Annotated in this window: 17 protein-coding genes; 11 read left to right on the plus strand and 6 right to left on the minus strand. The window is 46.4% G+C overall.

Translation table 11 applies throughout. The annotated features are described in order from the left end of the window. Positions 1–54: 54 nt before the first annotated feature. On the minus strand, positions 55–1,080 hold the full coding sequence (locus H595_RS0112070; protein ID WP_027671448.1) for a LacI family DNA-binding transcriptional regulator: 1,026 nt from the start codon (positions 1,078–1,080) through the stop codon (positions 55–57). A gap of 453 nt (positions 1,081–1,533) precedes the next feature. Here H595_RS0112070 and H595_RS0112075 point away from each other — a divergent pair, with 453 nt between their 5' ends. The 4 genes from H595_RS0112075 (at position 1,534) to H595_RS0112090 (ending at position 8,092) form a co-directional block, all read left to right on the plus strand. Beyond that, entirely contained in the window at positions 1,534–4,125 is a 2,592-nt protein-coding gene (locus H595_RS0112075) for a TonB-dependent receptor (protein ID WP_027671449.1), read from the plus strand. Positions 4,126–4,230: 105 nt separating this feature from the next. After that, a complete protein-coding gene (locus tag H595_RS0112080) occupies positions 4,231–4,938 on the plus strand; it encodes a SapC family protein (RefSeq protein WP_027671450.1) in 708 nt (235 codons plus the stop codon). A 2-nt stretch (positions 4,939–4,940) separates the two neighbouring features. Beyond that, positions 4,941–6,506, plus strand: a complete 1,566-nt coding sequence (locus H595_RS0112085) for a tryptophan halogenase family protein (protein WP_027671451.1) — start codon at positions 4,941–4,943, stop codon at positions 6,504–6,506. Positions 6,507–6,586: 80 nt separating this feature from the next. Continuing rightward, positions 6,587–8,092: a tryptophan halogenase family protein gene (locus tag H595_RS0112090; protein WP_037054676.1), complete on the plus strand. Its 1,506-nt coding sequence runs from the start codon at positions 6,587–6,589 to the stop codon at positions 8,090–8,092. A gap of 25 nt (positions 8,093–8,117) precedes the next feature. On the opposite strand, the gene H595_RS0112095 is transcribed toward H595_RS0112090, so the two are convergent. Both H595_RS0112095 and H595_RS0112100 read right to left on the minus strand, forming a co-directional pair. Beyond that, the gene (locus H595_RS0112095) at positions 8,118–9,119 is read right to left on the minus strand and encodes a sulfite exporter TauE/SafE family protein (RefSeq protein ID WP_027671453.1); all 1,002 of its coding nucleotides are present in this window, start codon (positions 9,117–9,119) and stop codon (positions 8,118–8,120) included. Next, positions 9,109–10,596 carry a tetratricopeptide repeat-containing sulfotransferase family protein gene (locus H595_RS0112100; protein ID WP_027671454.1) on the minus strand — a complete coding sequence of 496 codons (1,488 nt, stop codon included), beginning with the start codon at positions 10,594–10,596 and terminating at the stop codon, positions 9,109–9,111. Before H595_RS0112100 ends, H595_RS0112095 begins: the two co-directional genes overlap by 11 nt. 287 nt (positions 10,597–10,883) lie before the next feature. On the opposite strand from H595_RS0112100, the gene H595_RS0112110 reads away from it, so the two are divergent. After that, positions 10,884–11,591 carry a SapC family protein gene (locus tag H595_RS0112110; RefSeq protein ID WP_027671455.1) on the plus strand — a complete coding sequence of 236 codons (708 nt, stop codon included), beginning with the start codon at positions 10,884–10,886 and terminating at the stop codon, positions 11,589–11,591. A gap of 323 nt (positions 11,592–11,914) precedes the next feature. On the opposite strand, the gene H595_RS0112115 is transcribed toward H595_RS0112110, so the two are convergent. Further along, entirely contained in the window at positions 11,915–14,473 is a 2,559-nt protein-coding gene (locus tag H595_RS0112115; protein ID WP_027671456.1) for a family 20 glycosylhydrolase, read from the minus strand. Positions 14,474–14,802: 329 nt separating this feature from the next. On the opposite strand from H595_RS0112115, the gene nagK reads away from it, so the two are divergent. The 5 genes from nagK to H595_RS0112145 are packed head-to-tail and all read left to right on the plus strand — an operon-like array spanning position 14,803 to position 20,254. Beyond that, complete coding sequence (gene nagK, locus H595_RS0112125) at positions 14,803–15,717, plus strand: N-acetylglucosamine kinase (protein ID WP_027671457.1); 915 nt, start codon at positions 14,803–14,805, stop codon at positions 15,715–15,717. A 10-nt stretch (positions 15,718–15,727) separates the two neighbouring features. Then, positions 15,728–16,726 (plus strand): glucosamine-6-phosphate deaminase NagB-II, encoded by a 999-nt coding sequence (nagB-II, locus tag H595_RS0112130; RefSeq protein WP_027671458.1) that lies wholly within the window; start codon positions 15,728–15,730, stop codon positions 16,724–16,726. A 5-nt stretch (positions 16,727–16,731) separates the two neighbouring features. Beyond that, a complete protein-coding gene (gene nagA / locus H595_RS0112135) occupies positions 16,732–17,850 on the plus strand; it encodes an N-acetylglucosamine-6-phosphate deacetylase (RefSeq protein WP_027671459.1) in 1,119 nt (372 codons plus the stop codon). 26 nt (positions 17,851–17,876) lie between these two features. Then, a complete protein-coding gene (nagP, locus tag H595_RS0112140) occupies positions 17,877–19,175 on the plus strand; it encodes an N-acetylglucosamine MFS transporter NagP (protein ID WP_205623216.1) in 1,299 nt (432 codons plus the stop codon). 2 nt (positions 19,176–19,177) lie between these two features. Beyond that, positions 19,178–20,254, plus strand: coding sequence for an acyltransferase family protein (locus tag H595_RS0112145; RefSeq protein WP_027671461.1), 1,077 nt, complete (start codon positions 19,178–19,180; stop codon positions 20,252–20,254). A 21-nt stretch (positions 20,255–20,275) separates the two neighbouring features. Here H595_RS0112145 and H595_RS0112150 read toward each other — a convergent pair whose 3' ends face one another. Both H595_RS0112150 and coaD read right to left on the minus strand, forming a co-directional pair. Further along, entirely contained in the window at positions 20,276–21,679 is a 1,404-nt protein-coding gene (locus H595_RS0112150; protein WP_027671462.1) for a capsule assembly Wzi family protein, read from the minus strand. After that, positions 21,676–22,158 (minus strand): pantetheine-phosphate adenylyltransferase, encoded by a 483-nt coding sequence (gene coaD, locus H595_RS0112155; RefSeq protein WP_027671463.1) that lies wholly within the window; start codon positions 22,156–22,158, stop codon positions 21,676–21,678. The genes H595_RS0112150 and coaD overlap by 4 nt, the downstream gene beginning before the upstream one ends. A 118-nt stretch (positions 22,159–22,276) precedes the next feature. Between coaD and H595_RS0112160 the strand changes: the two genes are divergently transcribed. After that, positions 22,277–22,939, plus strand: coding sequence for a TetR/AcrR family transcriptional regulator (locus H595_RS0112160; protein ID WP_027671464.1), 663 nt, complete (start codon positions 22,277–22,279; stop codon positions 22,937–22,939). Positions 22,940–23,020: the final 81 nt, after the last annotated feature.

Here is a 23,020-nt window from a genome sequence, read left to right on the forward strand (position 1 = left end):
GATCAGGAAAATATTTCTTAACTGATCGGCATTACACTTAGGTGCGGTTTTTTATTACTCGCTGACAGCGGTAGACTCGCGTACCACTAGCTCTGGAATAAACACTGGTTGTTTGTCTGATAACGTCTTGGTAGCGTTGGGCTTGGTATGACGAAATAACAACTCGGCAGCTTGTTGCGCTATGGTAACGTTTGGTTGGTGTGCCGTAGTTAGAGGTGGCCAGGTTTGGCGCGAAAACGGGCTATTTTCAAAGCCGGCAATAGCCAATTGCTGTGGTATGGCAATATTCATCAGCCTGGCACTAAACAAGGCACCTGCGGCAATTTCATCGTTACAGGCAAAAATGGCGCTGGGCTTTTTACTCAGTTCCATCAGTTTTTGCGCGCCTTTCACACCCGATTCAAATGAATAGCTACCCGGTACAATAAATTTAGGGTTAGCGGCAATGCCTCGCTTGGCCAGTGCGGCCTGATACCCGGCTAAACGTTCACCGCTGGAGCTATGCTCTTCGTCACCACATAAAAAAGCAATTTCGCTGTGGCCCAGCTCTAGCAAATGGTTAGTAATTTTAAATGCTGCAGTAAAGTCGTCTATTAACACGCAGTTACTCAGCTTGGGCGACGGCGTAGAGCCGGAAATAATGCGTACAAAATGCACACCAATTTTTTCCAGCGCCGCTGCGATTGAGGGCATTTCTGAGAATGGCGGTGTTAATACCAGCCCAGCTAAACGAGAGTGCTGCACTAAATCGATAACTTCCTGCACGATATCGGGTGATTTAGCATTGGTGGGGTGAATAAGGAGTTCATAACCATGTTTACGGCAGGCATCTAGTAAGCCTCGCTGCATATCAATAACGTAATAGGCGTTCGGGTTATCGTAAATATAACCAATACTGAACGAGCGACTACTGGCCAAATTGCGTGCTGCCGCATTCGGTTGGTATTGCAGTGCATTAACGGCAGCCATTACCTTATCAATAGTGTCTTTTCGTACTGAGGGCTCATTGTTCATTACCCTGGATACCGTTTTAATGGACACGCCGGCGTGGCGTGCGACATCATTGATGGTTATTTTCATGCTGTTAGTTGCCCCCCGAAACTGACGGTGCTGTATATAACTACGCTGTTCGGCCTTTAACTTAGAGAAAGTATGACAGCGCTAGTCAATAATTGTATCGTTTTGAACTAATGGATACCTTTTTTTTGTCTAAACGGCAATTACTAATTTTAAAAAAATACGTTAGCTTATACAACCTGACACTCCAATATGGCTTGGCTATGACTTAAATTGTTGATTTTTATGACTTAATTTTTAATTTGTTGAGTGATGTCAACCTGTGTTAATTCTTTGGCCGCTTTTCTTACCTTATTATGATTGTTCAGCTTCGCTTACAATTTTCGTTTAAAATTTCGTCGTATTTGGTTTGCAATGGTAATTTTTTTTGTGTATGTTGACTTCCAATGACAGCGTTGTCATAGGGTGTCCGGGAAGTGAAACATCAAAATTACAGATCAGGAACGGGAGAAGCATATGCAGCACAATAAAATAAATAAATGTGCCTTAGCAGTGAAACTGGGTTTGTTGGTGGGCAGTGCAGCATTATCAATGCCAGCATTTGCCGCCGATGAAGTTGAGAAAGCACAAGAAGTTGAAGTAATCGAGATACGTGGTATTCGTGCATCACAGGAAGCCAACTTAAACGCTAAGCGTTTTAATGATGGCACTGTTGATATGATCACTGCGGAAGATCTGGGTAAATTTCCAGATAAGAACGTTGCGGAGTCACTGCAGCGTATTCCAGGTATCACAATTCAGCGCCAGTTTGGTGAAGGCGCGGGTGTGTCGATTCGTGGTGCAGGTCTTGATTTAACGCTTACCACTCTCAACGGCCAGAATGTGGCTTCTACCGGTTGGTTTGTTTTGGAACCGGCAAAACGTAGCTTCAACTATGAATTATTACCTTCTGAATTAGTTGGCGATTTGGAAGTTTATAAAAGCTCTCAAGCTGACTTAGCTGAAGGTGGCGTTGGTGGTACGGTTATTGTTAACACCCGCAAGCCACTTGATCTGGACGCGCTGACCGCTTATGCGTCGGTTGAAGCTGCATATCAAACGGATTCAGGCGAGACTGACCCAATGTTTTCTGGCTTAGGTAGCTGGAAAAACGATGACGAAACCTTTGGTGTGTTAGTCGCAGGCGTTTTACAAAACCGCAGCCTGCAGCGCCAGGGTAATGAAGCTTTCTGGCAGTGGGGCGCAGGTCCGGTAGGTTTTGAACAAGACCGTGAACGCACCGCGCTAACTGCAACCTTTCAGTATCGGCCAACAGATGCTTTGAACATTGTTTTTAATGCCATGGATATGCAAATGGCAGCAAACAATACCAATTTCGCCTTATGGCTTACCCAGGCAGATACGACCTGGGGTGATACTTCAGCGACTGAAGCGTGGACAACCTACCCAGGTTTAGATACCAGAACACCGGTTAAAGGCCCATTAAATGTGGCATTTTGGCAGGCTCGTCCGCGTGAAGCGACAATGAAATCGAAAGTTTTCGATTTAAAAGTAGATTATCAGGGTGAGAACTACTTACTTGAATTCCAGCTGGGTGATACCTCTTCTACCGGTGGTACTGATTTTGAAATGGTGTTGGAAGATGGTACTGGCGGCACACCGATTCCAGGTGGCTCATACGACTTTACCGGTAATGTACAAACCTGGGATGTGAATGGTTTCGATTTAACAAACTATGATCCGGGCACGTTAGCCATGGGGACAGGTGCCAACTTTAATCGTACACCAAAAAGTGATGAAGAAACCTATGCTCAGGCAGATATCACTTTTGACGTAGATTACGGCCCAATAAATGCCGTTAAATTTGGCGCCAAGGTATCGCAACACAATACCTGGAGTCGCAAATTTGATTTTATTCAGGCTGATGGTTTTAACCCGGTTATTTCTACCGACGGTTTAAACACCGGTACGTTTGACATTGGTACGGCAAACTACCAAATGATACGGTTTGATCCTGATGCGTTAAAAGCGTGGGCTCGTTCTAGTATTGTTGGTGAAACTGAAGATTTAGGCGCGTACAGCGAAATTGATGAAGATAATTTCGCGATGTACGCGATGGCGAAATTCAGCACTGAAGGTATCCGTGGTAACTTTGGTCTGCGTTATGTTACAACCGATGCGAAATCGACATACTTCGTAGATGGCGTTCAGGGTTCAAGCAGCGCTGACTACGCAGAATTCTTACCAAGCTTTAACATCGCGTTTGATGTTGCGCCGGACGTAATTGTGCGAGCGTCGGCAGCTCGTGTTATGGCACGTCCACAGTATGCTGATATGTATGTAAACCCAAATGTGATGGGTATTGATGATGATGTGCCAAACAATCAGCGTTGGATTGTAGGTAACATTGGTTTAAAACCGTTCGTTGGCGACCAGTTCGATTTGGGTATTGAATGGTACTTTAATGCCAACTCGCTGTTATCAGCAGCCTTGTTTGCAAAAGATGTGAAGAACTTCGTTAATATCAGCACGAGCACCGCAACACCCGATCAGATCCCATTTGAGCTGGTACGTGAAGATGAGGGCGGCTTTGGTTGGATAGTTGAAGAGAAAGGTAACGGTAAAGATGCTCAAATCACGGGCATGGAATTACAATATCAGCAAGACTTCGGCAATGGTTTTGGTAGCATAGTTAACTATACCTATACCGACACATCAACTGATGCCGACACCTTTGCCGATTTAAACCCGGTACTGAGCGACAGCTCGCGTCACTCATATAACCTCAGTGGTTATTATGAAAATGACGTATTCCAGGCCCGTTTGTCATATAACTGGCGTAGTGAATATATGATCCGTGAAGCCGGCTCATATGGTAACCGCTTGCACGATGATTATGGCTCGTTGGATATGAGCATTGTTTGGTCAGTCACTGACAATATCGACATTAAAGTCGATGCGGTTAATTTACTGGAAGAAGGGTCTAAGCAAATTGGTCAGAACCGCAGCGCTGCAGGCAACAACTACAATGGTTTTGCCTGGCAGTTCCCTGTGTTTCAATATGACTTAGCGCGCCGTATTTCTGTAGGTGCAAGTTTCCGTTTTTAACGGAAACTGCTAAGTGAATAACGAGGGAAGTGCATGCACTTCCCTTTTTCATCTATACGCAACAGTGTATGTTATTCATACCTGTGAAGAACAAGAGCGCGAAGTATGAACGCTATTACCCCCTTAACAAAAGAAGTGCATGGTACGTTTAAGCTGGCAAGCGATACACGTTATCCTCAGGTTAAAACAGAACATTTATTGCCTGTGGTCGTGCATGAATTTACAGCTTTGGCATTAGAGTATGCCATTGTGTTTGTCAAAAATGCGGAAACTGGCGCATTTCAGTCGGTGTTGCTAACAGGGCTAAACACAGGGCAAAATCTCTATTTTAGTGAGAAGGGCTGGCAAGCTGATGCCGTGCCTCTGGTGGTGCGTAATTATCCTTTATTGCTGATCCAAGATCCTAATGATGAGCAACAATTGCTGGTTGGCGTTAACGAGAGTTCTACCTTATTGAATGCCAGTGAAGGTGACGCCTTGTTTGATGCTGACGGTAACGAAACACACTTTTTACAACAACGTAAGCAAAAACTAGCCGACTTTTTAAAATTCACCCAAGTTACCGCTGCCTTTATAACCAGCCTCACCGAACTAAACTTGCTCGCGCCACAGAAGCTAACCGTGACAGTGCAACAAAATAAGCAGGAATTAAACGGTCTGTATTTGCTAGACGAAGATAAGCTTAATGCGTTAGACACAGACAGCTTTTCAAGTTTACGCCAGCGTGGCTTTTTAGCGCCAATTTATGCGCATTTAATGTCGCTACGTAATATTGAACGCTTGGTGAAAAAGGCTGCCAAGCAAGGCGAGTAACCATGACAACATCTGCAAGCGCTGATGGCGCCGTAAAGCATATTTTAGTGGTTGGCGGCGGCACGGCAGGTTGGTTAACCGCGTGTCACCTGGCAAAGGCGCTTAGCTGTAAGGAACACACTGCGGTTCAGGTGACATTAGTTGAGTCACCTGACATTCCGACCATTGGTGTGGGCGAGGGCACCGTGCCCGCTATCCGGCAGAGTTTGCAGTATCTTGGTATCAGTGAAACCGATTTAATTCGCCATTGCGATGCCACTTTTAAGCAAAGTATCCGCTTTGTCGATTGGATGGCACCTACCGCAGGAAAAACGCATTACTACCATCATGTATTTGATTACCCTGAGCGGCAAGACTTTAAACTGACACCTTATTGGCTGCTGTCCCAACGTCAGCAGTCTTATGCTGATACTCTGGGTATCCAAAGCCGGATTTGTGATCTTGGTTTGGCTCCCAAGCTGATTACCCAGCCAGAATATGATGGCGTAACTAACTATGCGTATCATTTAGACGCAGCAAAGTTTGCTGCACTGCTTACCCGACATGGCACTAACGTACTGGGTGTGCACCATATTAAAGCCAATGTAAAGCAGGTTGAAACTAGCGCAGATGGTGCTATTGCAGCTATAGACACCGACACAGCGGGCAAGCTAACAGCCGATTTATATGTTGACTGCAGCGGTTTTCAGGCCTTGTTAATTGGCCAGGCGCTGGGCGTAAAATTTATTGCCAAAAACGACGTGTTGTTTTGTGATAGTGCGATTGCGGTACAGGTACCTTACACCGATCCCTCGGCGCCCATTGCCAGTAGTACATTGGCAACAGCACAATCTGCGGGCTGGATTTGGGATATAGGCCTGCCTACACGCCGTGGTGTGGGATATGTTTATAGTAGTAAATACTGCAGTAGCGCTGAAGCGGAAACGGCTTTACGGGCTTATATCGGTAAAGGCGCCGATGCACTAAGTTACCGGCAAATCCCAATGCATGTAGGGTATCGCGAGCACTTTTGGCAAAAAAATTGTGTGGCGATTGGTTTGTCACAAGGTTTTGTCGAGCCGCTAGAAGCGACGGGGCTATTGGTGTATGACGCCTGTGCCCGAATGCTGGCCGATACCTTACCCGCGCACTCTCAGCAGTTTGGCCTCGCGGCGGCGCGGTTTAATCAGCATGTGCGCAGTGCCTGGGACAATGTTATTGATTTTATTAAACTGCATTACTGTTTATCTGACCGACAAGACAGCGCATTTTGGCGTGACAATCGTGATGAAAATACCATTCCGCTTAGTTTGCAACATAAGTTAGCGCAGTGGCGGTGTCAGGTACCCAGTGCTTACGATTTCCCAGGCCGGTTCGATATTTTCCATGTCGACAATTATTTGTATGTGCTTTACGGCATGCACTTTGATACTGACATTAGCATGCTGCGTCACCGGTTAGTGCAACATGAACGTGCGTCGCAGTTAGTTGCCAGCAATCAACAGTATTTAAAGCAAGCCCTGCAGGTATTATTGCCACATCGCCAATTAATTGAGCGCATTAAGCAATATGGGCTGTCTGCTATCTAATTAAGGTTGCATTGGGAATAACTTGGCGATACGAACAATAAACTATGCGAAGAACAAACTAAGCGAAGAATAAAATAACTATGCAAACAGCAAAAAAACTCACCATTGTTGGCGGCGGCGCTGCAGGCTGGATGACGGCGATCTATCTGAATAAGTACTTTAACAGTCAGCAGATAAACTTTGCTATCAGCGTAATCGAAAGCCCTGATATCGGCATTATCGGTGTGGGTGAAGCTACGGTGCATAGTATTCGTTACTTCTTTGCCGCCATGGGGCTGGACGAAGCGGAACTGATGCGGCGTTCACATGGTACGTTAAAAACCGGTATTTTGTTTCGCAACTGGATGCAACCGGTGCAGGGGCAGATGCACGAGTATTTTCATCCGTTTGAGCAGCAGCAACTGGGACAAGATATAGATATCTCAAGCAGTTGGTTACTCACCGCCCGTTACAAACAAGAGCGTTACGATGAAGGTGTGAGCTTAAGTGCTCACCTGATTAAATCGCTAAAGAGCCCTAAAGCTGAGCGCTCGCTACCTTATCAGGGCGTTGTACCTTATGGCTATCACCTGGATGCGGTTTTGATGGCTCGCTATCTGCGTGAACATGCCATCGATGCCGGCGTTAACTATATCGAGGATACCATTAGCCGCGTTATTACCTCTGATGGCAATATATCGGCAGTATGCTCTTGCAGCAATACTTACACCGCCGATGTGTTTATTGATGCTACGGGCTTCTCTGGCCTGTTGATTGAATCGTTACAAAAGGATAATTGGCAGAGCTTTGCCGATGCCTTGCCTTGTAACCGTGCTGTGGCGTTGCAGCGCGAACATGGCGAAGGGTATACGCCTAAGCCTTACACCACGGCAACCGCGTTGAGCAATGGCTGGGTGTGGCAAATTGATTTATCGTCACGTCAGGGCACCGGTTACGTCTACGATGGTAACCGTTTAACCCCAGAGCAAGCTGAGCAAGAGCTAAGGGAGTTTTTAGGGCCAGAGTCAAAGGTATTAAAAACCCGCCATTTACATATGAAAGTAGGGTGTCGTAAAGCGTTTTGGCTGGGAAATTGTATTGCGATAGGCTTGTCAGGTGGCTTTATTGAACCACTGGAATCAACTGGCTTACATTTGATAAATTTAGGGGCGCGTTTACTTGGCACACATTTAAACACCGGGGTTATTGCACAGCCTGTGCGTGATGCTTATAACAAAACAATGAACGGTTTTTATGACGATTTAAAACAGTTTATTGTGCTGCATTATTGTTTGACCAATCGTGACGACACCGAGTTTTGGCGCAACGCTGCCAAGACTGCCGCAACATGTGATGGTTTGGTTGAAAAACTGGCGCTGTGGCAACACAAAATATGTGAGTATCATGACTTAGCAGGCGGTTTTGCCACCACCTTCACCGATGAAAATTATCGTTTTGTTTTGTATGGTATGCAGCACTATCCCGCATTGCAGATGCAGTTGGGTGATGCGGCACAAAAGCCGTTCAGTCTGTTGCAGCAGCGGGTGCAGCAAGCCTTGAATATGACCATGACGCATCAGCAATATCTCGCCGGTATTGGCGGATAGTGCGATATTGCTATTCGTGTTTTAACTAGCTTTGTGTCCGGTATTGCACTAGTGATGCGCCTTTTTGCCGCAGCTTTTCAAAACCAAGCAAGCATAGCAATACCGCGATTAACGACAAGGTAATACCCACGGCGCCAAGGCGTGAAAATTCCGCATACATGGTCCAGATAAATTGCAGCACACATAAAAATGCCACTACAAGTAATGTTGGTTTTCGGCCAACCAGCGCCACAATATACACGCCCAGGGGAGCACCTAGTGCCACAACAGGTGCTGCAGCCAGCCAGTTATCAAATACGCCCGGTTGCATGCCGGTGGTCAGGTTTTTTACAATGACACCCAGTACTGAGGTGAACGCCATAATAATTACTGAGGTGGGGATGGCGATTTTAAGATCTGTGCGACATAACAGTACCAGCGCAGTGTAAAGCACCATATCAATACCAACCCCCGTTACGGCTGCAACTGTACTACCCGCTAATAAACCAATCCAAATGCCGGCACGAAAATCCCAGCGCTCGTTAAACTCTGTCATACCATGGTGCCGGGCAATTTCTTGTAGTCGATATAAATGCAATAAGCCAAAACTGGCCCAGACAACAGCAAACACTAGTTTAATCAATAACTCAGGTATATAAGGGGCAATAAACCAAATGCCTAATGGTGTGCCTATTAAGCTGCCGAGCATAGCGCCTTTAAGCATGGCCCAGGCAATGGGCTGCCGCCGGGCCAGGATGAAAATGCTGGCGCTGGTCATGCCGATAGCTTGTACCGCAAAACTAAAATCACGTCCTAAGGTTGCCGGTAAGTCAAACAGCAGTACCAGCACAGGAAAACCTACCGTACCGCCACCCATAGGCGTGGACCCTGCGGCATAGCTACCAATTGCCATTGCAAGCGCAATGGGCCAATGTGCTTTAGTTTCTTGCCAGTAACCCAAACCCAACACCAAATACAGCCAAACAGCATAAAAAACGCCTAAAGCAAGTAGCCAGGGAAGTAACGGTTTTAAAGCTTTAAAGCGCATAGCTTTGCTCATAAATGTCAATAAGGTCTTGCAGTTGCGTTGCCGCTGGCTGCAGCTGCTCAGCATAATGCTGCCAGTATCCAATACTCTGAGAATACAACGGCTTACGAACCTGAGTACTGCTTACAGTGTACACGGCACGACTATTTTTATGAAATTGCAGGCAACTTGGATCCCACGATAGCCCTAAATGACACAATAACTCACGTGTTTCACGTTCTTGATGCCTGACTAATTGCTCATAGGTCACCACAATAATATCGTTTGGATATAGCGCTAGCCAGTGCTGCATTAAATTGTGATGCGATCTGTAGTAGCTTGCCAGTTCATCCAGTTGATAGCTAAAAGCGATGCCGTCGGCAAATAACTGCTTATAGCAACTGAACACAGTGTCCATCGGGTGGCGCTGGCAGTATACAATTTTTGCTTGTGGTAAAGCCTGACGAATAACGCCTATAGCTTTGTAATTTAACGGCATTTTATCAGTAAAGTAGGGCGTTTTTTGCAAACGTTCAGTTAACTGCAAATAGCGCTGTCCTATTGTTTGGTAAACGGCAGTATCTGCATGTTCTGCCCACAATGGGAATTTAATCTGGTTCAATTGTGCCGGTAGGCTATCAGCTGTCGCTTGTGCTAGTTCAAATAGCTCATCACCTGCGCTGACATCCGGGTGGCTTGACAGTATCTGCTCAACCAAGGTGGTGCCTGAACGTGGCAGGCCGCAAATAAACACCGGGGTTGAAATCTGCCGCGAGTTTGCTGTTGAGGTTATTGTTTTATTAAAAACACGGGCAATATGCTGATGTTCAGCAACATCTGTCTCGATGTTAAAGCGTAAGGTTCGACGTTTGGCATTAGCACCGCGGGTTAAAAAGCTAAAGATTTCACTGAAATCTTGGTTTTTTTCAAACGCTCTGGCAAGCGCATAGCAAAGCTGTGCATAACCGCGATCATCGGTGCAATGCTCCAGTTGCTGTTGCATCTGGTTAATGTCGACCTTGGAGGGTTTATTCAGGGTGTCAGCACGCAACCAATAGGCCTCGTATAATTTTTCGTCAAATGATAATGCCTGATTAAAGCTGACAAGTGCCATTGAAAACTGACCAATTTCTTTAAGTAATAAGCCTTTAAGCATAAACCAATCGGCCTTTGGCGCATCAGTTTTTAGCAGCGGGGCTAGTGCTGCGATGGCACGTTCATGCTGTTGCAGCGCTCGCAGGCAATTCACTTTCGCTAAGGTTGCTGCAATAAATTGTGGCATCAGGCTATTGGCATGTTCTGCCAACGTCAACAATGCTGGATACTGTCGTGCAGAACCTAGTAAGGCAAACATCATTTCATAGGCTGGCTGGCAGTATGGGGCTTGTTGCAGCAGTGTCTTAAGCTGTTGTTGTGCTATGTCAGTCTGCCCGCGGCGCCATGCCAATTGCGCGGTGGCGATAGTTGCTGATTCTTCTGCCGAAAGCGATGCAAGCATAACAACGAAATTCCTACAGTAGGTAGTAGTGTGTTGTGTTTATATTCGTAGTAACGAGTTGTATAGCGATATGACAACGTTGTCAAACGTAATTGCATAAACAAAATATTATGCAAACTCAATGTATTGTTGCGCGCAAACCCTGTGTTTATAATGCAGTGGTTGATCCTGTTTCCGACTTAGCGCATGATAAGCCCGCACTGCTGGTGGCTTAAGGCGTATGGAATTAGAACCACATTATTGCCATCAGCACTTTTCAAATCCTAGAACAGAATAATGAGCAGTTTATGACTTCAACACAAAAAATAGTGCCGTTAGACAAAAATCATCACGCAACGACTAAAATTAATAATACTAATGTCTTTTCTCATATCAACGATGAGCACATGTTGCCAGTTGTTGTTCACGAGTTTGCTGTTGCCGGTGCTGAGTTTCCAATTGTATTTATTAAAAATAATGATACTTATCAGCCAGTTGCTATGTTGGGCTTGGCGGCGAAGCAAAACTTGTTCTTACAAGATAATAAGTGGCAGGCGCTTTATGTACCACGTGCAGTGCGTCACTACCCGTTATTGTTGGTCAGAGATCAGGCAGATAATGAGCGCTTGTTAATCGGCTTAGACGAGAGTTCTGAGCGTGTTGGTTCAGACGAAGGATTCGAGCTGTTTAATGCTGATGGTAGTGAGAGCGAATTTTTAACTCAGCGTAAGCAGCAGATGGCTGAATATGTTGATATGGGACAGCGGACCCGTACCTTTGTTGAGCGACTGGTGAGTTTAGAGCTGATTCACGAACAAGTGCTTACGCTGAATGTTAATAACGAAGATCGTCGTATAAATGGTATTTTTCTAGTCGATGAGAAAAAGCTGAACGAACTTAGTGATGATGTGTTTTTAGAATTACGTAAAAACGGCTATTTGGCTGCTATTTACGCGCAATTGATGTCGCTACAGCATACTCAGAAACTGGTTAAGCGCATAGCTGAAGCGGGTTAATGCTCCTATCAGGCAGTAGTACTTCACTGCTGCCTGCTCTTACTTAATGATTGGCAGTCAAATTTAAACTTTTTATTGACCTGGTTAAAATACAATCATATCATCCCAAATGACAGCGTTGTCAGTGACTGCTTTGTCCGGTTATGTTTTAACCGTAGGGCCGCAGGAGGATTGCTGGATCCTGTAGATCTCTCCCCGCATCTTGGGTTATTTCGGTAGTTGTAATAGCTCGAATCAGCTGACAAGGATGTTGTATTTTATTTGCCAATCTTTTGGGTATGTTTGCCAGCTAACTTAGGTTAGCTGGCTTTTTTTGTGAAGGTTTAACCCTGAATGCTGACGATACGACTGACGATGTTGCCATGGCGGCTGCGTAACCATAACGTGCTCTGTTGTAAATTCGATGACGTACAGCTATGCCAGTTTTTTCCTTGATTAACTGAGCATTCTATTGTTAGGAAAGGTAATGCAGTATTTAATTGCCAGCCGTTGTTTGTTTTTGTTGCACCAGGCGGTGGTAAGTAAAAGCTGCTGTTGTTTTTGGCTAAGCGGTGTAATTCCACTTTGCCAACACGCGCCGCGAAACGTTGCCAGTCTTGCTTTCGTTTACTGGCATTGTTGGTTGTTTCCCAATCAGCTTTATGCCAGGCACGTTCTGCTAATGCCAATAGGCGAGGGTAGATCATTTGCTCCAATTGCTCTGCAGTCCTAATGGTCTCACTCCATACCTGTCCTTGAATACCCAGAATATTTTCCGGCCGGTGTAATTCGGGTAACTCTCTGCCAAGTAATGCAGCTAAGTCAGTAATGGGGGCTCCACTTCGGGTTGTGCTGGCATTGGCATATAAGTTATCTGGCATAAAACCAAACACTTTATCAATACCAATAAAACGCGTTGCCCAGTAATAGCCGCGTTCGTCTGGGTGGGCTTCATGTGGGTGGTCAAAATATAAATGGGTACCGGGCGATAAAACGACCTGATAGCCGTTATTTGCTAAGCGGTAGGCACGGTCAGCAACGCCCCATTCCCAAATATTATCCCAGGCATTAGCAATAACGTTGTTGTTACTAAACTGACTGCGGTCAAAGGTATTTTGCTGGTCATACATTAAACCATCTTCCCATCCAGCTAGCGCTAAACCCCGTTGCCTGGTGATAGCAGCAACTTTGCTGACAAAGTAAGGTTTTAAATCGTCTACGGTATTAATGCCATTACCTGATTGGCTAAACAGTAACTGACACGCCGGCGATCCTGACCACGAACCTTTAGCTACTTCATCGCCACCCATATGGTAGGTACTAAAGCGCACTCCAGCCTGTTTATACATATCTTGCAGTTCATGCAGGACTTTCTCAACAAAGGCGTAGGTTGACGGCAGGCAAACATTTGCTGAGTTGTCATTGTAGTTCTGCACGCTAAGGTAGCTGGAGGTGTCGGCGGCATCAGATAACAAATATTGCTCTGCCGCTTCGCGTTGGCCTTGTGCCATTAATCGGTTATACCGGGCTTTCATCGACACTATTGCTGCGCGGGCATGCCCTGGTAAATCTATTTCCGGGATCACTTCAATGTGACGCTCTGCCGCATAGCGTAAAATGTCGATAAAATCGGTGGTGCTGTAGTAACCGTTGCCTGTTCCATCAATATTTGGGCCGGTGCCTAACTGAGTCAGCAAGCAGTGCTGTTCGGTTAAATCAAAACACCGTTTTGCACCAATATCGGTAAGTTCAGGTAAGCCCGGTATTTGTAATCGCCAGCCTTCATCTTCTGTCAGATGCACATGCAGCTTGTTTAATTTATAGCGTGCCATCTGGTCAATTAGCCGCATCGTGACATCTTTGCCATGAAAATTCCGCGCCATGTCGTAGTGCATGCCTCGCCACGATGCTCGTGGTTGGTCATTAATTTTGCCAACGGGTAGCGTCAGTTTATTTTCAGAGTGCTGTGCTAACGATAAAAGCGATTGTATCGCATAAAAAGTCCCCGCTCGGTCTTTGCCGTGGAGGTTTATTTGGGCTGGTTTTATGCTTAATTGATAGCCTTCAGCACCTAGTTTTAAGCTCTTATCCAGTTTGAGAAATAACTTTGGCGTAGTGTCATTTGCATCAGCTTTTGCCGTATTAAGTGTAACGCCCAGTTGTATTAACTGCTGCTGTAAATAAGATGCTTCTGCAGCCAGTTCAGAGTCAAATTGTAGCTGCCAAGTGCTATTAAGCTGTATGGTCTCTCGGCTAAAAGAAGCGCTTAGCGGCGTTGGTATAATGGCTGTACTGACGTCAATATCTAACGTAGCAGGGGCTAATGTCGTGTTGTAAGCAAACCGTGAGGCCGCGTTGACTATTGGTACTTGATCAGGTTCATCAAAGTTACGCAGCAACTGCTGGGGTTCTGTCAGAGGTTTTACGAAATGACTAAAATCCTCCGTATTGGTATTGGCAAATACTTCTGCCTGCAACTGATCTGCAACAATAAATGCACGTGGCATAAAGTCACTGTAGCTGACTAACCATGGTGCCGAGCTAAAGGGTAGATTTAGCTGCTGGTGAGGCGCCAACCCCTTAAAGCTTTCTGTCGGGCTTATGCGATGTAAATCGCCTTGCACGTGTTCAATTTTAACGCCCTCGAGTTCTACCGTTTCAATGTGGCGAATCAAGTGGAAGTAAATGTGCCAGTCTGATATCCCTGCAGGTAATGCCTGTTCAGAGTTATTATCCAACGTAATTTTGGCGTTGAATCGCATGGGTTGATCCAGCTGATTGGACACCACCGAAAAATTTAAGGTGCTTTTACTGGCAAAATCAGCCAGTGCTTGTTGACTAAAGTGGGTGGCAGCCAAAACAGACTGACAATATAGCGCCAGCAGCAAAATAATATATCGCATTAAACATGTCTCCTCATCTAATACTGGCTTAGAAACCGCTACTGCCAGCTGGGGGGGGCACCCTACCGTGTTGTTATACAGTACAACAACTCTGATCTGTCATTTAACTGCATGATTAAAATAGTTTTTATCACTATTTTTTGAATGAAAAAACAAAAAGTCAGCTTGATTTTTAAACAAGATACTTGTTATTTGTCAGAATTATTATATGCTGAATTTCAAAAATGACAACGCTGTCAATTTTGTGGTAAAACAAATGCAGCAATAATAATGACTGCGTAAAGCGAGCAGGCTCAGGTCAGGCACACTTTTGCAACAGGATTAGAAGGATGAATAGTATGCTGAAGGCTGATACGCCTTTGTATTTGGGGATTGACGGAGGAGGCAGTAAATGTCGCGTCGTCATTGCGTCGTCAGATCAGCAAATTTTGGGCGAAGGCTTGTCTGGCCCGGCCAATCCATTGCGGGGTATGAAAATTGCGACAGATTCTATTCTTGCCGCGACTCAGCAGGCGTTAACCTGTGCCGGTTTGTCATTCAATGACATGTCACGTTTAATTGCTGGCGCCGGCTTGGCAGGTGTTAATGTTCCCAAGTATTTTCAATTGTTTAGTGACTGGCAACATCCGTTCCAAAGCTTATATCTTACCAGCGATTTACACATTGCTTGTGTGGGCGCGCATCAGGGACAGGATGGTGCTGTTGTCATTGTTGGAACCGGGTCTTGCGGTTTATCGTCTGTCAATGGCGTGCTCACTGAAATGGGTGGCCATGGTTTCCCTTATGGCGACAATGGCAGCGGTGCCTGGTTTGGCATGATGTTATTACACACGGTGTTACTGAGCATGGATGGGCTAGCTCCACCAACAATGATGACAAACTTGTTATTAAATGAGCTGGCAGTTTACGACAGTATGGGGCTGGTTTCATATTTTATGCACGCTACACCAACCACTTATGCAAAATTTGCTCCTCTGGTGTTTACAGCTGCCGAAGCAGGGGATGCTTCAGCCTTAAAGCTTGTGGAGCAGGGCGCTACATTTATTACTGCTATTGCACAGCGGTTATTAGCAACTAATCCTCCCCGACTGTCATTTATTGGTGGGTTAGCAGTAAAAATATTGCCCTATTTACCTGCAAAAGTGCAGCAAAAGGTTACTCCGGCCTTACAAGAGCCGGAACTCGGTGCGATCTGGTTTGCTCATCAGCAAAATCAGGCGCAATCTATCGCCAAGTCGTTATAGGTATTGATCAATGAACAACAGTATTATGGCGTTGGAAGCCACAGAAGCCCCTCAACGTATTGCAGAGCAACTTGCGGCTAATGCAGCAACGGTGCAACAGGTCGTGGAACACATTCGCCAACGCGCGCCTAAGTTTGTCTATATGGTTGGCCGGGGTTCGTCAGATCATGCTGGCGTATTTGCCAAGTATCTTATTGAAATTGAGGTAGGTCTGCCGGTCGCAGCAGCGGCTCCGTCTATTGCCAGTGTGTATAATAAGTCTTTGCAGTTACAAGATGCTTTAGTCTTGGTTATTTCTCAATCAGGCCGCAGCCCCGATATTTTAGCCCAGGTAGACATGGCCAAGCGCAGTGGTGCCATGGTGGTGGCACTGGTTAATGATACAACATCGCCATTAGCCGAGCAGGCGCATTTTACTTTACCGCTGCATGTTGGCGCGGAAAAAGCTGTTGCGGCTACAAAAAGCTATCTGGCAACCTTAAGTGCCATTTTGCAACTGGTTTCGGTTTGGTCAGGCAATGTGGCATTGCAACAAGCGGTGGCGCAGCTACCAGATAGTCTGCAGCAGGCTATCGCTTTACCACAACAATTAACAGCACATGCGCTAGAGCGGGTTGCCCACTTGGTCGTCTTGGGGCGTGGTTTGGGTTACGCTATATCGCGTGAAATTGCGCTAAAACTGAAAGAAGTGTGTGGTATTCATGCCGAAGCCTTTTCCAGTGCGGAGTTTTTACATGGCCCGGTAACACTGGTAAAAAATCAGTTTGCGATAGTCGATGTTACCGTTGAAGACGAAAGTCTGACGGCGCATCGTAATCAAATAGATGATGTTCGCAGCCGGGGGGCTGCTATCGTGCAATTGCATCATAGCGGTATTGACGCCCATGCGCGGATCTTACCGCTGTTAATATTACAGCGTTTTTATTTAGATGTAGAAGTTGTTGCGCGTAGCCGCGGGATAAACCCTGATGCCCCTCCGGGCTTAAATAAAGTAACTAAAACGGTGTAATGCAGATGCAGCAGTTAAGTGTCAGCCGGCTATTTGACGGTGAGCAATGGTTTGACAACGTCAGCGTTAATATTGATAACGGCATAATTCACTCGGTGGTACCGGCAAGCGGTAACGTGCAGCCTGGGTTGTTAGTGCCGGGGTTTATCGATGTTCAGGTTAACGGTGGCGGTGGTGCGTTGTTCAATACAGCACCAAACCGGCAATCGTTACGCACCATGTTACGTGCTCATGCGCGTTTTGGTACTACGGCCATGTTACCAACGGTAATTACTGATAGCGTCAGCGTAATGCACCAAGCGGCGGATGCCATTGCCGCGGCTATTGCTGACAATGAGCCAGGTATTATAGGTGTGCACTTTGAAGGGCCGCATTTATCGGTACCCAAGAAGGGCGTTCACCCACAGCAACATATCAGGCAGCTTACGGCAGCAGAATTAGCGATATATTCCCGTAGTGACTTGGGTATCAAGCTGGTTACGGTTGCACCAGAAAATATCAGTGCTGAGCAAATTCGCCAGCTGGTGGCACTTAATGTCATTGTTTGTCTTGGGCATTCAAATGCTGATGCCGCAATGGTGCAAGCAGCATTAGCGGCTGGAGCAACCGGCTTTACGCATCTATACAATGCAATGTCACCGTTAACATCACGTGAGCCGGGTATGGTCGGCGTCGCATTGGCTGATCCTGACAGTTGGTGCGGCGTCATTTTCGACGGACATCATATACACCCTGTCGCAGCCAAAGTTGCATTAGCCGCTAAGCCTAAAGGCAAGCTGCTGATTGTTACCGATGCGATGTCTCCGGTGGGAACTGATGACACCGAGTTTGATTTTTTTGCCGGTAAAGTGATGCGTGACGGTAGCAAATTAACCAATGAAGCTGGCGCGTTGGCCGGGTCGGTATTAGACATGGCAGGCGCAGTGCAATATGCCGTGCAGCAACTCGATGTCAGCCCGGACGAGGCGTTACGTATGGCGTCGTTATATCCGGCCCAGTTTTTAGCCCGTAGCAACAGTGGACGCATTATCGCTGGAGCCGCGGCAGATTTAGTACTTCTTAATAATAACTGGCAGGTAGAGGCAAACTGGATTCACGGTGAGCCAATATTTACTGCCGAATAAAAAGCGAATAACAACGGGGAAGAAACATGGAAATGACAGCTGAACAGGCGAGATCACGCAGCAGCGTGTTACCTATGGCGATTGTCGCCATATTGTTTTTTGTACTGGGCTTTGCAACGTGGCTAAATGGCTCGTTAATGCCTTATTTAAAGCAGATGCTTACGCTTACCCCCTTTCAAGCTTCTTTGGTGTTGTTTTCTTTTTATATCGCAGTAACGTTTACCGCACTGCCCTCGGCCTGGCTAATCCGCAAGGTGGGCTATAAAAACGGTATGGCACTGGGTATGGCAACGATGATGCTAGCCGGTTTGTTGTATATCCCGGCGGCGCAAACGCAAACCTTTGCCTTGTTCCTATTGGCTCAGCTGGTTATTGGTACTGGCCAAACGTTGCTGCAAACTGCTGTTAACCCTTACGTAGTTAAAATAGGGCCAGAGGAAACGGCAGCTGTGCGTATCAGTATCATGGGAATATTAAATAAAACGGCTGGTGTTGTAGCACCAATCGTGTTTACGGCATTAATGGCGAGCAGCTTTGTGGCAACGCCAGACACCGCGTTAACAACCGCACAAATTGACGAAATGGCGGCAGGTTTGGTCTTACCATACCTGGGGTTAGCCGCTTTTTTGGGTTTGCTGGCATTAGCGGTAAAATTTTCACCGTTACCCGAGTTGGCAAAAGAGGCGGACGATAATAGTCATGCCGGGCAGATTAAAGCGGCGCTGGCAAAGCCCAGTCTGGCACTGGGTGTCGTAGCGTTGTTTGTATATGTTGCAGTAGAAGTTATTGCTGGAGATACCATCGGCTTGTTTGCCTTGTCGCTGGGCGTAGAGCGCTATACGGTGATGACGTCCTACACTATGGGGTGTATGGTTTTGGGTTATGTGCTGGGTATTTTGCTCATCCCGCGGCTACTGTCGCAACAAACCGCGTTAGCGATTTCTGCCGTACTGGGCTTACTGTTAGTAATGGCTATTGTACTGGGTGACACCTCTTCCTACGCTATTGCCAATACCGTACTGGTGCCTTTCGGGGGTACTGCGTTGCCGGATACGTTGTTATATATCGCGATACTAGGCCTGGCGAATGCCATTGTCTGGCCAGCTGTTTGGCCTTTAGCGTTATCAGGTTTAGGCGCGTTAACCAGCACCGGTTCGGCGTTGTTAATAATGGGTATTGCCGGTGGGGCTTTTGGCCCGCTGTTCTGGGGCTTGGCCAGCGGCACTGGGTTGGGCCAGCAAGGGGCTTACATCGTTATGCTGCCATGCTATTTGTTTATTCTGTTTTATGCCGTTAAAGGTCATAAAATGCTCAGCTGGAAATAAACATGACGGCACAACGCTTTGTTGCGCTGGATGCGCTGCGCGGCCTGGCTATTGCGCTAATGATCCTGGTGAATACACCAGGATCATGGCAGCACGTTTATCCCAGTTTGCTGCATGCTTCCTGGGACGGTTTTACTTTTGCCGATATCGTGTTTCCAGGGTTTTTGTTTGTTGTCGGCGCAGCCATGTTTTATGCCTTACGCCATAGCACCTTCAACGGAGCCACATTGGGGCGCATTGCCAAGCGCAGTGCTCTGCTGTTTGCCATTGGCGTGTTGCTTAATTGGTACCCATTTACCACTGATATTTCCGAGTTGCGCATTCCCGGCGTGTTACAGCGTATTGGTTTGTGTTATGCCATAGCTGCGATATTGGTACTGCTGTTGCGAGGCCGTTATCTGCTGTTTGTTAGTACAGCTATTTTGGTCGCATATTGGGTATTACTTACGTTGTTTGGTAATGCTGAACCCTTTAGTCTTACCGGCAATGCCGTACTTAAGCTGGATCTGTTGTTATTGGGCCCGGCGCACTTGTACCAGGGCCTTGGTCTTGCGTTTGACCCGGAAGGATTGCTCAGCTCGTTACCCGCGGTAGTGTCGGTATTAGTAGGGTATTACGTTGCACAGCAACTTAGTCAGCACAATGCAAAAGACGGTGCGCGTTGGTTGCTGCTGGCGGCTTTCGCTTTACTTGCTTTAAGCTGGGTTTGCGCTGGTTTTTGGCCACTGAACAAAGCACTATGGAGTGGCAGCTACGTTATGTTATCCAGTGCTATTTTAATGGTGTTGTTGGCCGTGTTAGTTGGCTTGTCAGATGTTCTTAAGCAGCACCGTTTAGTTCAGCCGCTGGTAACCTATGGGACTAATCCGCTGTTTATTTACATTTTGTCCTGGCTTTGGGCTGCCACACTGATGCGTATCCCGTTTGCAGGCAGCAATGTGTATCAGGTGGCATTTGAGTTTATAGCGACAATGATGCCCGCTAAACTTGCCTCACTTGTTTTTGCGTTACTACATGTGGTGTTATTCTGGTGGTTATCACGTTTACTCTACCGGCGTAATATCATAATTCGCCTTTAACATAGCCTGCTTCTAACCTTGTTAGAAGCGGTACTCCCATGTCGCGGCCAAACTGCCACGTTTTATGTTGAGCTCAGGCTGGGGTGACTTATCAAACACCCGGCCTTCAACACTTAATAATCCGTCCAGCAGGGGTTGGCGATATTCCAGACGTAACTGCCAGTTTTTTAAATCAGAACTGGCAGCCAAAAACTCACCGCGTAACACACTTACCGCCCAGCTAACACCATCAAAGGTTTGAAACCGGTAGCCTGCGGACAGTACTTTAGCATCGGCACCGTAACCACTGCCTATAACCCTGTCGTAACGTCGGTAGCCTTGCGGATATATATTGCCTTCATAAGCACAATTTCCCGCCAACGTAGCTCCCTCGCAACGAATGTAGGTATCTGACCACTCTAGGTTAAGTGTGTGTATGGTACTGTTATTCCCCAAAAAAGTGCGTATCCCATATAGCTGCAGGGGCTTACTCAGGTTGTCGCTGCTGTTGTCGTCTGCCAGCTCGGTGTAAAGGCTAAACGGCATATCAAACATATTAAAATGCAGGGTTACATCTATTGCAGCCAAATTGTCAGAATTAGAATCGGCCTTGTTATTAAGCAGTAACATGTCAGAAAAAGCGGCTAAGCCGTTATCTAAGCTGTCGCCACCCCATTGGCTAACGCGGGATAAGCCAAGTTCAAGTTGCGGTAACGGCCTGGCACTAAAACGGGCGCCAAAGTGTTTTATTTGTCGGGGTATGCTGCTGTGTTCACCCTGGCCAACAAAGCTGGTAAAGCTCCATGGGCCAAGCCAGTTGAAAAACATGTTCTCGCTTGCTTGCCAGCTATGCCGACTTAACCGCAGTGATGGTATGGGTCTGGCATTATTGCTAATTAGTAAGGCAGTTTGCTGGCCCGGGCCCCACCATAATGGCTGTTGATCCACTGCCAGCACCCAGTTGCCCAGGATGACAGCCATATAGCTGCCATCAAGGGTTATTTTTTGTTCGTTACTGCCGTCTTCGCGATTACGGTAATTAATTTGTGTTTTACCTGCCCAATCGTCGCCAACATACTCATCAAATACCGATACGCTGGCAGTTTCAAAGTAATTTTCACCAAAACTTTGAAATAGCGATGGGTCACTACTGGCTTTGAGCTTTACACCTGAAATATACCCTTGCTTGTTCGCGCGAATAGCAGAACGCACATGAGCAAGAGCAAAGCGTAGTTCTGGCGTGCGTTGAGCCTTTGCCCTGGCTAAATCAGCAATAATATTGTTCCACATCAGTGGGTAGGTATTAACCGGGCCGGTAATGACGCCGGCATGAGCCAGTGTTTGTAATGACTGGCGCAGATAATTATCCGTTGTATCTACCCATGGTGCTGCACTGGCAGGCAAGGCTAACAGTAGTGCAGCTATAACGCTTAGTTTAAAGGTCATAAGTTAAATTTGGCTCTTAACGCAAGTTCAACATGTTCAGGGACAAAGCTGGAGATATTGCCACCATGGCGGCACACTTCTTTAACTAACGTAGATGAAATAAACGTGTTTTTCTCAGACGGTGTCATAAAAATACTGTCCAACGCCGGGTTTAATTGCCGGTTCATACTAGCCAGTTGAAATTCATACTCAAAATCAGCCACGGCACGAACACCGCGGATCAGTATTGCTGCACCTTGATCCTCAGCAAATTTTGCCAGTAAGCCTGAAAAACCAATAACACTGACATTGGTAATGCCAGCAAAAGCTTGCTGTGCCAATGCAACACGTTCTGGCAAACTAAACAGCGGTTGTTTACTTGGGTTAGCAGCAACACCGACGATGACAGTGTCAAACATACGGGCGGCACGTTGGACTAAATCGGCATGGCCGTTGGTAAGGGGGTCAAAAGTACCTGGATAAATAGCTTTATTTTTCATTATGTTAATAGCATTCCTGGGCGGCTTGGACCTACCGCTTGCACTGCGACTAGAGTTTTTAGTCAATTTGGCGTTACTATAGCAAATTAATTTAGCTAACCATAAGCCTGTTTCGCAGATGGAAAAGAAGTTAAGAACAAAAGATAAAATTCTGCAAGCCAGTGTCGAATTGTTTAATCAAGTTGGAGAGCGGCAGGTTACCACCAATCATATTGCTGCTCATTTAGGCATTAGTCCGGGTAATTTGTATTATCATTTTCGCAATAAAGAAGACATCGTCCGGCAAATATTTAAAGAGTACGCCAAACTACTAGAAACGCGTATTAAGCCACCCACGGATAAAGCCGAAGCATTAGATGCCCTGGCCAGTTACCTGGACGCCGTGTTTGAGTTGATGTGGCGCTTTCACTTCTTCTATGCCAATTTACCCGATATTTTATCGCGTGATCCGGCGTTGCAACAAGACTACCAACATGTACAGCAAGGTGTGTTGGCGCGTGTTACCGCGGTGCTCAAGGCGCTGAAACAATCGGATATTATTCAGATTGAAGATGAAGACATCACTGATCTGGCGCATAGCATAAAATTGCTGGTGACCTTTTGGATAAGCTACCTGAAAACGCAAGCACCGGACAAAGACATTGATCAGGCCAGCGTGTATCAGGGGGTATTAAAAGTTCTGTTGCTCTTTAAACCTTATGCTACAGCACAAGCCCAACCTCGCATTGCGCGCTTACAGCAACACTATGCCGCTCTGGCTGGCGATGCAACGTTGGTGTAGGCCGATATTTACACTGTTCAGGTCTGAACAGTGCTTTCTATTTTGCAAAAGCACTGCAGGCCTTGCCCATTCACTATACAA

Origin of the sequence: Rheinheimera baltica DSM 14885, assembly GCF_000425345.1 — a bacterium.
GTDB lineage: Bacteria > Pseudomonadota > Gammaproteobacteria > Enterobacterales > Alteromonadaceae > Alishewanella > Alishewanella baltica.